We start from the raw sequence: 14,207 nt of genomic DNA, 5'->3' as shown, positions 1-14,207 counted from the left end.
ATTAAGCAGATGGCATTAGTTGTCTATGCTTAGGAAGAAGGAATCTGTAAAAGATTCCTTCTTTTTTTTGTGCCCTATGGCTATGCCTTTGCCTGCTATAGTTTGCTCTCTTTCCAGGCGTCGGACTCCTCCATTTGGTAGCGCATACCGGCAGCCAGGGCAGTGTCCGGTATAAGGTTTGAGCTGGTTGCCTGCAGCTTTGTCTTCAGCCCCGACACCACCTTCACTTCCCCGTTCATCAACGCTTTGTAGCCATCCTGTGCCACTTCTGCAGGGTCTAACAATTCTCCGTTGGCCGCACGGGTGTGCGCAGCCCCTGCCCTTCTGAAAAACATGGTATCACTGGCACCAGGGCAAAGGGCAGTTACCGTAATACCGGTTCCTTTCAACTCATTAGCCAAAGCCTCTGAAAAGGAAAGTATAAATGCCTTGGTTGCCCCGTAAATAGCCATCAGCGGCGAAGGCATAAACGACACAATAGAGGCCACGTTCAGGATCTTTCCTTCTCCCTTCTGCATCATCTCTTTTAAAAAATGCTTGGTAAGCTCAACCGGCGTGTTTATGTTAAGCTGAATAATGGACTGCTCACGCTCAAGGTCGGTCTCATCGAAGGGGCCGTGTATGCCTGCACCCGCATTGTTTACAAGTATATCCACGTGTATGCCGCTTTCCTTCACTTGCTGGTATACTTCCTTTGCCACCCCCGGCTCCGAAAGATCTGCTGTGATCACGGAAACTTTCTCCAGTTGATGTTTATCCTGCAACTGGTAGCCCAGTCTTCGGAGGCGTTCAGTGCTTCTGGCCACGAGCACCAGGTTATAGCCATCTCTTGCAAATATCTTCGCAAACTCCATCCCGAAGCCATTGGAGGCCCCGGTTATCAAAACAGTTTTGCCTTTATTTTCTTCGTGTTTCGTATTCATAGGTCTCGATACATAGTATTGAAAGATGCTAGTATGTACCTCTTAGGCCCACATTATGTTATACTTGGTGTACCAATTAAAACGCCTGAAGCCTCACTGCAAGTGGCAATGAGGCTTCAGTTTATACTTTAGGGCAGGCCTTACGCTTCACTGCGAAGTACCTCCAGTGGTGGTTTATTCAGGATGCCCCTGCTGTTGAGCATACCTATAAAAACTGTAAGTGCTGTGATGCCTACAAAAACCGGAAGTAGTGGCGTAAGATCCGGGAAGAACTCGATCTCGAAACTGAAGACTGCCAACGCCCAACTGGCACCTACCGAAAGTATAACCCCGGTGCCTGCAGCTAAAGCGCCCAGTAAAAGATACTCAAAGGCATTTATACTCAGGATCTGCTTACGGCTTGCCCCCAGCGTACGTAGCAGTACACTTTCCTGCACACGCTGGTATTTGCTGATGTTAACCGAGCCGATTAACACCAGCAAACCTGTGCTGATGCTGAAAAGCGCCATGAACCGGATCACAAAAGAGATCTTGCTCAGGATATCGTCCAGCGTCTGGAGTATGAGGTCGAGGTCGATGGCGGATACATTGGGGAAACGCTGCACCAGGTTGCGCTGAAAGCTGGCCGACTGTGCGGTAGAGTCGGTGCGAGTCATGAGCACATGAAACTGCGGTGCCTCCTCCAGCACCCCTTTCGGAAACACCACCAGGAAGTTACTTTGCACCCGGTTCCACTCCACTTCGCGAAGGTGGCTGACCACAGTTGGCAGCAAGGCACCCTGCACGTTAAAGATCATGGTGTCGCCAACTTTTACTTTAAGCCGTTCAGCGTAACGGTTTTCCAAAGAGATAGGTATAGGGGCGTCAGGATTTGAGATTGTACCCTGCCATTCTCCTGCCACACCCTTTTCGGAACTGATGAGCGTGTCGCGGTAGGTTACACGGTACTCTCGGGTATAGGCCCAGTCCGGAATTTCCAGGGTAGTGTCTTTTCGCACATCGGCGGCGGTAAGCCCGTTCATTTCCTCCAGGCGCATGGTTACCACAGGCACGTACTGCAGCACAGGCAAGCCAGCCTCACGGGTTACCCTGGCAATTTCCTCTTTCTGTGCATTCTGTATGTCGAACAGCACCAGGTTCGGCTGGTTTTCGCTGCCTGCAATGGCCACTTCGCTTAGTAACAGGCGTTGCATCAGGAACAGGGTTGAGATGAGGGCCGTGCCAAGTCCGATGGATACAGTAAGCAGCAAGGTCTGGTTGTTAGGGCGGTACAGGTTGGCAAGGCTCTGGCGCCACACGTAGCCCCAGTTAACCGGGAAGAAGCGCTTAACAAACCACATCATGGCCCTGGCCAGTAAGGCAAGTATAAGAAAGGCCACAATTACGCCGCCTGTAAACGAAAGCGCACGCAACCAGGAGTTAAGCTGGAAATAGGCAAAAACAAAAATAAAGGAAAGTATAAGCAGGTACACTGCCCAGCGCACTTTGTCTTTTTGATCTGTCAGGTGCTCGATGCCGGCTCGAAGCGTAATCAGCGGAGACACATTGCGTATGGAGAGCAATGGCAATAGGGCAAACAAGACAGAAACCACCAGGCCAATTGCAATCCCCTCCAGAATAGCCACCCACGACACAGCCACTGTAACCTCTACCGGAAGGAACGCTTTAAAAAGCTCCGGCAAGTATAACTGTATCAGGCTGCCAAGTATGGCTCCCACCACAGAACCGATCAGTCCCATGGCCATAACCTGGAAGAGGTAAATAAGGAATGCCTGCTTACCGCTTACACCCAGGCAGCGCAGCACACCAATGGTGGCCAGTTTTTCCCGGATATAAACGTGCACAGCACTGGCCACACCCACGCAGCCCAGCAACAGGGCCACAAAGCCAACCAATGCCAGGAAACTTGCCAGGTCTTCGTAAGCCTTGCCGGTACCTTCCTTTCGGCTGTTAACGGTATCAAAGCCAAAGCCAGCCTCCTCAAAGCGTGGCTCCAGTTTTTTGGTAAGTTTATCGGGGTCAGTGATTTCTGGCAACTTGTAATAATGGTAATAGCTGATGCGACTGCCACGCTGCAAAAGCCCGGTTTCATCGAGGTAGCGGCGCGGGATGTATACAGCCGGTGCAATGGTTGCCGTCATGGCCGACTGCCCCGGTATCTTGTGCAAGGCGCCGGCTATTTCAAACGTCAGGTTACCTACTTTGATCGAGTCGCCGGGTTTGGTGTTGTACTGCAATAACAAAGTATGGTCTACCAACGCTTTTCTGCCACCCTCCCTGAATTCTCTGCTAGCGCTCTGGGGTTCTGTTTCGATAGCTCCGTAATACGGAAAACCACCTTTCTCCAAAGCCCTCACCTGCACCAGCCGGGTACCCTGCGAGGCCTGAAAGTATACCATCGACACAAAACGCACCTCATCAGAACGATCGCCGCCAATAGCAAGCGAATCCAGCAGCTTTTGCATATCGGGCTCGATCTCCTTGCTGGCCGCCACCACCAGGTCAGCCCCAATCAGCGATTTGGCCTGCTTATCGATGTCAGTGCGCAGGTTGTCTGAGAAAGAGTTTATGGCTACCAGGGCTGCAATGCCAAGCACGATCGAGGAGATGAACAGGGCCAGTTTACCTCGGTTACGGCGGCTGTCGCGCCAAGCCATTTTAAACAGCCAGGGTAAGTTCAGCGGTCGTTTAGTATCAGGTTGCATAGGTTTGCCAATAAGTGATTAATAATGAATATTGAGGAATGAAGAATGTTTAATTAGGTATGAAGGACTAATAATTATTCATTGATCATTCTTAATTATTCATTCCTCATTAATGCCGTTGTTTGGTCTGATACTACTGTCCCGCCCTTGATCCGGATGATGCGGTCAGTTTTTTCGGCAAGCTCCAGGTCGTGCGTTACCAGTACCAGCGTGGTGCATGCTTCACGGTTCAGGTCGAAAAGTAGCTTTTCAACGCGCTGGCCTGTTTCCTCGTCCAGGTTACCGGTTGGCTCATCGGCGAAAAGTATGGCAGGTTTGTTAGAGAAAGCCCTTGCCAGCGACACGCGCTGCTGCTCGCCGCCAGATAACTGGGTCGGGTAATGGTCGTGGCGTTCAGCAAGCCCTACGCGGGAAAGCAGGTCCATGGCCTGCCGGTGCACATTGCGCTCTCCGCGCAGCTCCAGGGGCACCATCACGTTCTCAAGCGCAGTTAAGGTAGGTATCAGTTGAAAGTTCTGGAATATAAAGCCCACATACTGATTGCGGACATGAGCGCGTTCATCTTCTGAAAGGTCATCTAATTTTATACCGTTAAGTATAACAGAACCGGAAGAGGCCCTGTCGAGGCCGGCGCAGAGTCCCAGCAATGTTGTTTTGCCGCTGCCGGAGGGGCCAACAATGGCACAGGTATCGCCGGCCTGTAGCGAAAAATTTATACCTTGCAGCACAGTGAGCGGATGATGTCCACTGTAATAGGTTTTCTCAAGATCGTTAATTTCAAGTATAACAGACACGTTGGTTGTTGTTTAGGTAGTGTGTACGTTTACGGCAATGCGTATGATAGTACTAGTTGCTTAAAATTGCTAAACCAGCAGGCTGTGTTAATGTTTACAGTACAGCCAAGTATAAATTTAAGAAACAAAGCTTATAAATGATGCTAAAACGCTATTTTTTCATACTTATTTCCGCCGCCTGTATCAGCGTGTATGGTTGCAGCGAAGCCGACAGATCCACTACGCTCGATACTGAAGAAAAAGCAAACGGTACTGTGGAGGCCCCAACCGGGGTGGAAAAGGCCGAAAGAACCAGGACCATCCTGTTTTTCGGCAACAGCCTGACCGCCGGGTATGGCCTGGAACCTGACCAGGCATTCCCGGCGCTGATCCAGCAAAAGATAGACTCATTAAACCTGCCTTACAAAGTAATAAATGCCGGTGTAAGCGGTGAGACTTCTGCCGGTGGCAAAAGCCGTATCAATTGGCTTCTTAAACAACCTGTTGATGTATTTGTGCTGGAATTAGGTGCCAACGATGGCCTGCGCGGCATTGACCCCGATGAGACCTATAAAAACCTGCAGGCGATCATACAAAAAGTGCGTGAAAAGAATCCGGAGGCAGAAATTATACTTGCCGGAATGCAGATGCCGCCAAGTATGGGCCAAAGATACACGGCAGCCTTTCAGAAAGTATACGCCGACCTGGCTAAGGAAGAAAACGTTGCCCTGATCCCGTTTTTACTGGAAGGCGTGGCCGGGAATCCTGAGCTAAACCAGGGCGACGGCATACACCCCACTGAAGAAGGCCAGAAAATTCTGGCACGCAACGTATGGTCCGTGATGGAGGAGATCCTCAGAAAACCAGAAAAGATTTAGAAAGAAAAGCCGCAGGAATTAAGCCTTGTGGCTTTTTTTATGTCAGGATGCGGAAACGATTTATATATTATTTATAGCTGAATACCAATACTTTGTGACTAACAGATTGGCTATAGGGAAAAATATCGCGAAATTTATACCAGCCCAGGCAACCCCTGGTATGGTATCTTACATCTATTGGTTAAAGGGCGGTAAAAAACCCTCAAATCAAAGTATAACAAACTGTATTATTTGATAAACCATTACACAACGTGTCTGAAGCGGAGTTAATAGCGGGATGCCGTAAGGCTGACAGTAAAGCACAGAAAGTGTTGTATGAGCAGTATGCTGCCAAGATGTACGGCGTGTGCCTGCGTTACCTTAAAAACGACATGGATGCGGAAGAGGCTTTGTTGAACGGGTTTATGAAAATCTACCAGAACGTTGATCGCTTTGAGGCAAAAGGCAGTTTTGAAGGCTGGGTGCGCCGCATTATGGTAAACGAGGCCCTTGCATTTTTACGCAAAAAAGAGCCCCTGCACCTTGCCATCGAAGACAGCCATGTGCAGGTGGCCGGAACAACAGGCGCTGACCACGACCTGGCGGAAGGCGAACTGATGGAGCTGCTGCACACACTGCCTGCCGGTTACAGGGCTGTTTTTAACCTGTACGCCATAGAAGGATACTCACACAAAGAAATAGCTGACATGCTAGGTATAAACGAGGGTACTTCCAAGTCCCAGTTGAGCAAGGCAAGGGCCATGCTGCAGCGCAGACTGGAAGGACAAAACGCCATAGCCGTTTAAAAAAAGGAGGATACCATGAGACCAGAAGAAATAGACAAAATATTTAAGGAGCGTTTGGGCAACACCTCTCCCACTCCTCCCGCCTACCTCTGGAACAGGCTTCAGGACAGAATGGAAGCTGAGCTGCCTCACCATATAAAACCTGAGAAAGAGGAAGAGAAACGCAGTTTTATGTGGATCTACTCGTCTGTGGCGGCCACGCTTTCGCTGTTGCTTACAGTGGGCGTTGTTTTCTATAACATCAAGTCTACGCCGGAGGTAAGCGATGCGCTGGTGCAGCAGGAAAAACCTGTACTGCAGGAAACACCGATCTCTACCGTGCCAGCAACAGAGACCATAGCACAGGCCGAAACAAAAACTGAAAAAATTTCTGAACCCCAGGCAACCGACGATGCAACCCCTGCATCTAAGATTACAGAAACGGTTGATAAACCTGCCACTATTGCAAAGGCAACAACAAAAGCTGTACAGCAAACAAAAACAGCCCGCGTAGTGGCAGCAGAAGTAAAACCGAAGGCAGATGTGCAGCAGGCCATCGCCAGTAACACCCCGACAGCTGAAAAACCAGCGGCAATTGAAACGGAGGCCTCAATAGCCAAACCCATTGCCTCTGCTGCCATGGCAGCCAGCGCAGATCTGAATGCCAAGCCTGTTGAGATCATTATAAAACGCGCTGCAACCCCTGCCACAGCAACTGAGGAAGCGGCGGATGAGAGTGGTTTTGAGAAGAAAGCCAGGCTTGCTAAGAACATTTTTAAGCAGGCTCGCAATCTGGCCAACGGCGAGCAGGTAGAACTGGCAGCCCTTGGTATCAAAGCCGACAGAGTGGCGCTGGAAACTCAGATCGGGAAACAGAAATTATCTAAAGTAATTAATCTCTAACCTACAAAAACCATGAAACGAGTACTACTAATCATGGCCATCATCATGGCCACAGTCACCGGTGTGTCTGCCAAAGGCGGCCTTACCGTAAAACAACGCCTCACTTCAGAGCAGGACACCATTGTAGTGAAGATGGCCAACGGAGCTAAGCTTATACTTCAACTCCAGAACATAGAGCAGCTGAAAGCCTTCCAGAACTACAGCCTGGACTCTCTGATGCGCGAACTGAACAAGTATGTTGACCAGGTAGATAAAATGGAAAACACCACTGGCGGCAAGAAAGACATGACCGTTACGTTCAACACCGCAAAGTCTGCTGATGGAAAATCGGAGCACATAACAGTAACCGTGCAGGAGCAGGACAAGAAAACCGGCGAGGTAAAAAAAGAACGCCACGAGATCCGCATCAACAAATCCTTTAAGATTGACGTGGAAGTGGAAGAAGACGGCGATGACACGAAAGTGAACGTGAACATACCTGACAAGGCCCAGCGCGACAGTACCCGCAAGGTGCACAAAGAAATGCATTACAAGCCTACCAAGTTCAACTTCGACATCGACCTGGGCTACAACAGCCTAGTTGACACAGACGACACGCAGGTTCCCGACCTGAAAACGCTTGGCTCAAGGTATGTAAGCCTTAACCTGCACCTGAACAACCAGATCGGTGGTCGTAAGAGTCCGTTCTACATCGTATCAGGTTTCGAGTTCGCCTTCAACAACTTTATGTTTGATGATGACATTGTGGTTAGGGACATTAATAAAGTGACTGTTTTTACAGAGGATGCTGAGCGCAACTTCGAGAAATCTAAACTAACCTACTCCTCTGTGAATGTGCCGATCATGCCGATGCTGAAATTTAAGCGTGAGAACGGGAAAGACGGTTTTGTGATCGGCGCAGGTGGTTTTGCCGGATACCGTTTAGGCAGCCACACAAAACTAAAGTATGAGGAAGACGGTAAAACAGAGAAAGACAAAACCCGTGATAACTTCAACCTGAGCGATTTTCAGTATGGTCTGGAGGGAATCATCGGATACGGAAACCTGAACCTGTTCGTGAAGTATAATATGAACGATGTGTTCAAAGACAACCGTGGTCCGCAGGCTAATGTGATCAGCTTTGGTCTAAGATTGCTGAACTAGCATTTGGACAAAAGACCGGCTGATAAAAGATCAAAAGAGGTATACCTTAGCAGTGCTTCAGACCTGAAAAAAATGTACCTGAAGTATAAAGGTGATTTCTTTTAGCAGTATAAAATGTTTGTGAATAAGGTGAGAAAAAAGAGGAGCTTCAGTGGCTCCTCTTTTTGTTATACCATGCTGGGGTTCCTCAAGTACAACCAGAATTTTATACTTGTTATCTACAGGTAACTTTCTTTGAGCCTGTTTAGAGTTTACTAAAATCCACACTGCCTGCCCTTGCTGCGTGTTATCACCAGCAAGTATAATAGCCAGTGACTTTTAATTGCTGGTGAAAAACTCCACCAATGGTGGTTTTGTACTTTTGATCAAAACTCTAAACAGCTTCTTTATCAAGCGGTCCTTTGTCAAATAATCTTTTGTCTTTCTACTTTTATGCGTTACGCTTAAAGTTATCGATGATAATGGCCGTGGCCGTGGCCACATTTAGCGACTCTGCTTTACCGAAGGCTGGTATCTTTATCAGTTGGTTTACCTGTCTGGCAACCTCGGGGCGTATGCCGTTGGCCTCGTTGCCTAGTATTAAAATGCCCTCCGGCTTTAACTGCATGCGGTGCAGATTTTCGCCTGCAAGTGAAGCCCCGTAAATTTTATACTTGTCGTGGTGCTGCGCCAGCCAGTCTTCAAGGTTCAGGTAATGCACCTTGATCCTGGTAAAGGATCCCATGGTGGAAGAGATAACCTTGGGGTTGTAAAAATCGGCGCATGTTTCGGAGCATACTACGTTTTCTATGCCATACCAATCCGCGATCCGGATAATAGTACCCAGGTTGCCAGGGTCACGTATATCGTCGAGGGCAACAACAAAATCATGTGGCTGCAGGGTTAAGGGTGGCACATTGCGCATACTTGCCACTGCAAGGGCCGCGTTATTACTGGAGAAAGTGCCTGCCGCCACCAGTTCTTTTTCTGTAACTACCTCATACTTTATACTTTTGGATAGCAAAGAGGCATTTTCTTTCTGGAAAGACTCCGTTACAAACAGGTACTGTATGTCGAAGTCGGACTGCAGTAACTCCAGCGCACTTTTTGCGCCCTCCACTACAAAGGCTTGGTGTTGGCTGCGGTATTTTTTTACTTGCAGGGATTTAACGTATTTTACAACTGCTTTCGAGAACATAGCCGGATAGACGTTTGATATCACGAGTATACATATACGCCCTTGTATTTACAATGCTTCTTTTTGCAAGCTGTGTGCCTACACGCTACCTCGGCGAGAAGGAACAGCTGCTGGTAAGTATAAAACCTAAGGGCCTGGACAACGTGGATCCCACTGCAATTCAGAGCCTTTACAGGCAGGAACCGAACCGCCTGGTGCTTGGCTCGGCCCCTTACCTGGCCCTTTATAATTTTGGCAAAAAATTTTACGATCCGCCGGAGATACAGGAAAATATTAAAGAACTGGAGGCAAAACGCGCCCTTAAAATTAAGGAAGCCGGCACCGATACAACCGAAATTGTAAAGATCCGGAACAAGTATGAGAACAAGATCGAACGCCTGGAGACAAAGCTGAAAGAAGGTAATTTCCTGATGCAGATCGGTGAGCCCCCTGCCATTTATGATTCTGTACAGATGCAGCGCACCGTTGATCAGATAGAGATCTTCCTGAACTCCAACGGGTATTTTAACAGCGAGGTAAGCTACACCAAAGAGGTGAAGCGTGACAAACTTGTTTATATCACCCTAAACATCAACGAAAATACACCTTACCGGTACTCGGAATTTACCTATACCATTCCGGATACTGCCATAAAGCGAATTGTGCTCAGGAACACCGACAGGTCTTTGTTGAAACTGGGCGACATTTACGACGAGGATGTACTCACCAGTGAGCGTGACAGACTTTATAACCTGCTGCGTAACCGGGGCTATTATGATTTTGCCCGAGCCTATATCAACTTCGAGATAGACACCACGACGGCAGGCAATTTTGCCCAGGTAAACACTATTATTCAGAACCCGGAAAACGGACAGCAGCACAAGGTTTATCGAATTAAAAACGTATACTTTAAATCGGACGTGGACCGCTTTGGCATACCGCGCGATACGATAAAGTATAACGGCATTAATTACCTGGCTTACCGGCACCGTTATTCCCCGGAGATCCTGAACCAGAAAATTGATATAGCACCTGGTCTGCCTTACAGCCAGTTACAAACTACCACCACACAACGTAAGCTTTCTAACCTGGATGTGTTCCAGTTTAACAATGTGCTGTACAATAAGGTAATATCCCCTACCGATTCTGTGTACCAACTCAACGCCTTTATTAATGCCGTGCCTGCCAAAAAATTTCAGGAGACAACCGAGGTAGGTATAAACTTTACAGAGCGAAAGCCGGGGCCTTTTACCAGCGTGCGGTTACGGGTGCGCAATATTTTTGGTGGAGCCGAGAACCTGGACATCGGGGTTTATGGCGGCCTGGAAGGACAGATCTCGCTTGACCCGGAGTCGGATGGCGAAACTGTTATGATCAAGGAATATGGCGGCAATGTGTCGTTAACGTTTCCGGTTATACTTGTGCCTTTTACAAACAAAAGCCTCCTCTCCGACCTTAATCCGAGAACCAGGCTTTTCACAGGCTTGTCTTCAGAAGACAGAACCGAGTACAAGCGCCTTAATTACCAGTTGGGCCTGGATTACATCTGGCAGCGTTACCGCAACCCGTCTATGCCTCCTGTGATGCAGTATACTTTCTCGCCGGTAAACTTCAACATCATACAGGTTAGCCGCGTCGATTCTACTTTTATCAGGTTCCTGGAGCGTTTCAGTAACAGCAGGTCTTTGGCAGAGAGTTTTGAGAGTGCCTTGCTCTCATTCATGTCATTCAACTTTATTTACAATACCAACGATTTTGCTCAGACCAGAAACGCTAGGTACTTCAGGACGAGTGTGGAGTTAGGAGGTCTGACGCAGGAGCTTGGTCTTGACCTGAACCTCGGGGACCTGCGCACATTCCAGTACGCCCGCATCAACCCGGATTACCGCCGTTATATTCCGCTTGGTGGCAAGCGTCTTTTTGCCTATCGCATCAATACGGGTGTGGCAAAGCCAATTTTAGATTCCAATGTATTGCCATACGACAAGCACTTTTTTGCAGGCGGTGCCACCAGTGTAAGGGCTTGGCAGTCGCGTAGGCTTGGCTTGGGCTCTTATGTTACAACGTCACAAACAGTTGTGGAAGGCGACACCATTGTTACGCGCAATTTTAATGCGGAACAGCCCGGCGAGGTATTACTGGAAGGCAGTGCGGAGTATCGCTTCAATCTTTTCAGTTTTATCAACGGGGCCGTATTTGTGGATGCCGGTAACGTTTGGGAGTTAAAGAAAGACCCCTCTAAGCCGGGTGCTAATTTTGAGTTTGGGCGTTTCTACAAGGAACTGGCTGTTGGCACAGGCTTCGGCATTCGCTTCGACCTGTCGGTGGTAGTACTTCGCTTCGACATCGCCACCAAAGTAATAGACCCCGCCGAAGTTGGCGGCCAACGATTTGTACTGGATAACTTCAAGTTCTCCCAGATCTTCACCCGCAACAACCAGACATCCCTGAACATCGGTATCGGTTATCCTTTCTAGACCGGTGATTAATGGTGATTAGACCACAAATTAATGGGGATTTTATGGACTGGAAGGATTTCGTACAAGCTTTGTCGAATCTCATAAGTACAATCTCGGGATAAAGACATTGAAGAGCTTTATTAAGAAGCATTAAACAAAAATGAGAAAGCCAGCATAATTTGCTGGCTTTCTCATTTTTACGTTATTGAGAGAAATCTTACTTAATCCATAAAATCCCCATTAATCTGCGGTTAAGACCTAATAATTCAGCAACTCCTCAAGCTTTGCTGCAACCTTTTCCGGGTTAGGGAGCATCATCTTCTCCAGCTCCACATTAAGCGGAATCGCCGGTAGATTTGCGGCTCCTAAAGTATAGATTGGGGCATCCAGCTTCTGGAAGCAGTCTTTGGATAGGCGGCCTGCCAGCGACTCTGCGAAGGAGTTCATGAGTGGCTCTTCTGTTAGAACCAAAGCCTTGCCATGACGCTCTACAGATGCTTTTACAGTATCGTAGTCTAGTGGGTTAAGCGTGCGCAGGTCTACGATCTCGATGCTGCCCGGGAACTGCTTTGCTGCCGTTTTAGCCCAGTAAACACCCATGCCATAGGTAATGACAGTTAAGCTGTTGCCCATACGCATTTCTTTCTCGTCGGCGTGCTGCACAATGTTGGCTTTGCCAAGCGGCAGTATGTAGTTTTCATCCGGCTCAACTGTTTTGGCATCCTCGGTGCCCGGAACCTTAGACCAGTATATACCTTTATGCTCTAGCATCACCACCGGGTTCGGATCCAGGAAAGCAGCCTTCATCAGGCCTTTCATATCCGCAGCATTGCTCGGGAATACCACTTTTATACCTCTGATGTTCAGAAGCGTGGACTCTATACTTCCAGAGTGGTAAGGACCGCCACCGCCATATGCACCTATTGGTACACGGATAACTGACTGTATCGGGAACTTGCCGTTGCTCAGGTAGCAGCTTTTGGAAAGCTCTTCCACCAATTGATTTATACCTGGCCAGATATAATCGGCAAACTGGATCTCAACAATAGCTTTGGCACCAACCGCCGACATACCCGCCGTAGAGCCTACAATGTATGCTTCCTGTATCGGGGTGTTGAATACGCGGGCATCGCCATACTTTTTAGCAAGCAAGGCCGCCTCACGGAACACACCACCCAATTCGCCGCCTACGTCCTGGCCGTAAAATAAGGCTTCAGGGTAAGTACGAAGAATATCATCCACAGCATGGAGAGCGGCATCCACCATGATTGCTTTATCTGCGCCGGCTGGTGCTCTTTCGCCTTTTTCCTCGGTTACCGGCGTTGGTGCAAACTCGTGCTGGTCAAACGTAGCCGGCTCCGGGTTTGGCGCCTCTAATGCTTTGTGATAATCAGCGGCTACGCAAGCCACAGCCTCCTGCTCCAGTTGGTCAATATCTTCCTGAGTAAGATCAGCATTAAGCAGTGCATGGCGCAATTTTGGAATCGGATCATCTACGGCGTGTTGGTTCAGGTTGTCGCCACGGTACCACTCACGGCGCACACCAGAAGTATGATGCCCCAACAAAGGCACTTTAGCATGCACTAGTATAGGTCGGCGTACTTTACGGGCATATTCAAAGGCAACCTTCATCCCCTCATACGACTCTTCGAAATCAGAACCGTTCACGCGCAGGCGCTCCATCCCTTTAAAACCAGCCGCATACTCGTAGGCATCCATGGCGCGCATTTCCTTGCCCGTGGCCGAAATGCCCCAGTCGTTATCCTGTACCAGGTACACAATAGGTAAATTCTTGAGCACAGCCATCTGGAACGCTTCAGCCACCTCGCCTTCTGTAACCGAACCATCACCAAGCGAGCACAGTACTACCGGCTTCTCATCGGCATTGAGCAGCCCCTGCCCTTCCAGGTAAGCAATGCCATGCGCCATGCCAGTAGCCGGTATGGCCTGCATGCCAGTGGCAGAGCTTTGGTGCGGAATGGTCGGGAAACCTTCGCGTTTTAATGATGGGTGGCCATAGTATGTTCGACCTCCCGAGAACGGGTCATCGGCTTTCGCCATCAGCTGCAGCATTAGTTCATAAGGCTGTAAGCCCATACCCAGCAAAATAGAATCGTCGCGGTAGTACAGCGAGGCGTAATCATACGGCTGCAACTGAAAAGCGGCAGCTAACTGTATGGCTTCGTGTCCGCGCGAGGTACTGTGTACATACTTGCTGCAGATGGCTTTATTTTCTTCATAGGTGTCTGCCATGGTCTTGGCAGTAATCATGAGTCGGTAAGCTTTTTTAAGCAGATCAATATCCAGCTTAGTTGCTTCCAGGGTATCTTTTGACATATGATGCGAATCTTTTGCCCGAAAATACGAATTTCAGTCCTTTTTCTAAAATCCTGCGCATAGCTTCGGTACTATGGCAATTATCGGTAATTTTGCAACTGCGTTTTAAAGACACAAGATATCGGACACAAGACACAAGACTTTTTTTGTGTTCATGTTCAGATTT

Annotated in this window: 10 protein-coding genes; 5 read left to right on the top strand and 5 right to left on the bottom strand. The window is 48.6% G+C overall.

The features are described from left to right. Positions 1-95 precede the first annotated feature (95 nt). The 3 genes from AC4BAP_RS18075 to AC4BAP_RS18065 all read right to left on the bottom strand — a co-directional run bounded on the left by AC4BAP_RS18075 (position 96) and on the right by AC4BAP_RS18065 (position 4,422). Positions 96-923: an SDR family NAD(P)-dependent oxidoreductase gene (locus AC4BAP_RS18075; protein ID WP_490584084.1), complete on the bottom strand. Its 828-nt coding sequence runs from the start codon at positions 921-923 to the stop codon at positions 96-98. Between the two features lie 140 nt (positions 924-1,063). After that, a complete protein-coding gene (locus tag AC4BAP_RS18070) occupies positions 1,064-3,628 on the bottom strand; it encodes an ABC transporter permease (protein ID WP_490584083.1) in 2,565 nt (854 codons plus the stop codon). Between the two features lie 95 nt (positions 3,629-3,723). Continuing rightward, positions 3,724-4,422 carry an ABC transporter ATP-binding protein gene (locus tag AC4BAP_RS18065; RefSeq protein ID WP_490584082.1) on the bottom strand — a complete coding sequence of 233 codons (699 nt, stop codon included), beginning with the start codon at positions 4,420-4,422 and terminating at the stop codon, positions 3,724-3,726. 140 nt (positions 4,423-4,562) lie between these two features. Between AC4BAP_RS18065 and AC4BAP_RS18060 the strand changes: the two genes are divergently transcribed. The 4 genes from AC4BAP_RS18060 to AC4BAP_RS18045 all read left to right on the top strand — a co-directional run bounded on the left by AC4BAP_RS18060 (position 4,563) and on the right by AC4BAP_RS18045 (position 8,089). Next, positions 4,563-5,279: an arylesterase gene (locus AC4BAP_RS18060; protein WP_490584130.1), complete on the top strand. Its 717-nt coding sequence runs from the start codon at positions 4,563-4,565 to the stop codon at positions 5,277-5,279. 251 nt (positions 5,280-5,530) lie between these two features. Continuing rightward, on the top strand, positions 5,531-6,064 hold the full coding sequence (locus AC4BAP_RS18055; protein WP_490584081.1) for an RNA polymerase sigma factor: 534 nt from the start codon (positions 5,531-5,533) through the stop codon (positions 6,062-6,064). A gap of 15 nt (positions 6,065-6,079) precedes the next feature. Next, positions 6,080-6,946 carry a hypothetical protein gene (locus tag AC4BAP_RS18050; RefSeq protein ID WP_490584080.1) on the top strand — a complete coding sequence of 289 codons (867 nt, stop codon included), beginning with the start codon at positions 6,080-6,082 and terminating at the stop codon, positions 6,944-6,946. 12 nt (positions 6,947-6,958) lie between these two features. Then, complete coding sequence (locus AC4BAP_RS18045) at positions 6,959-8,089, top strand: outer membrane beta-barrel protein (RefSeq protein WP_490584079.1); 1,131 nt, start codon at positions 6,959-6,961, stop codon at positions 8,087-8,089. Between the two features lie 430 nt (positions 8,090-8,519). Here the strand turns inward: AC4BAP_RS18045 and AC4BAP_RS18040 are convergent, their stop codons facing one another. Further along, positions 8,520-9,290, bottom strand: a complete 771-nt coding sequence (locus tag AC4BAP_RS18040) for a TrmH family RNA methyltransferase (protein ID WP_490584078.1) — start codon at positions 9,288-9,290, stop codon at positions 8,520-8,522. A 29-nt stretch (positions 9,291-9,319) separates the two neighbouring features. Here AC4BAP_RS18040 and tamL point away from each other — a divergent pair, with 29 nt between their 5' ends. Next, positions 9,320-11,722 carry a translocation and assembly module lipoprotein TamL gene (gene tamL, locus AC4BAP_RS18035; RefSeq protein ID WP_490584077.1) on the top strand — a complete coding sequence of 801 codons (2,403 nt, stop codon included), beginning with the start codon at positions 9,320-9,322 and terminating at the stop codon, positions 11,720-11,722. 240 nt (positions 11,723-11,962) lie between these two features. Here tamL and AC4BAP_RS18030 read toward each other — a convergent pair whose 3' ends face one another. Continuing rightward, a complete protein-coding gene (locus AC4BAP_RS18030) occupies positions 11,963-14,041 on the bottom strand; it encodes an alpha-ketoacid dehydrogenase subunit alpha/beta (RefSeq protein ID WP_490584076.1) in 2,079 nt (692 codons plus the stop codon). Between the last annotated feature and the right edge of the window lie 166 nt (positions 14,042-14,207).

The sequence above is a fragment of the Pontibacter sp. GD7 genome, assembly GCF_058216375.1.
This window is presented reverse-complemented; position numbering and strand designations above follow the sequence as displayed.

Excerpts from the sequence above, each read along its gene's own strand:
- AC4BAP_RS18075 (WP_490584084.1), bottom strand. The coding sequence starts at position 923 with ATGAATACGAAACACGAAGAAAATAAAGGCAAAACTGTTTTGATAACC.
- AC4BAP_RS18070 (WP_490584083.1), bottom strand. The coding sequence starts at position 3,628 with ATGCAACCTGATACTAAACGACCGCTGAACTTACCCTGGCTGTTTAAA.
- AC4BAP_RS18060 (WP_490584130.1), top strand. The coding sequence starts at position 4,563 with ATGCTAAAACGCTATTTTTTCATACTTATTTCCGCCGCCTGTATCAGC.
- AC4BAP_RS18050 (WP_490584080.1), top strand. The coding sequence starts at position 6,080 with ATGAGACCAGAAGAAATAGACAAAATATTTAAGGAGCGTTTGGGCAAC.
- AC4BAP_RS18045 (WP_490584079.1), top strand. The coding sequence starts at position 6,959 with ATGAAACGAGTACTACTAATCATGGCCATCATCATGGCCACAGTCACC.
- tamL (WP_490584077.1), top strand. The coding sequence starts at position 9,320 with ATGCTTCTTTTTGCAAGCTGTGTGCCTACACGCTACCTCGGCGAGAAG.
- AC4BAP_RS18030 (WP_490584076.1), bottom strand. The coding sequence starts at position 14,041 with ATGTCAAAAGATACCCTGGAAGCAACTAAGCTGGATATTGATCTGCTT.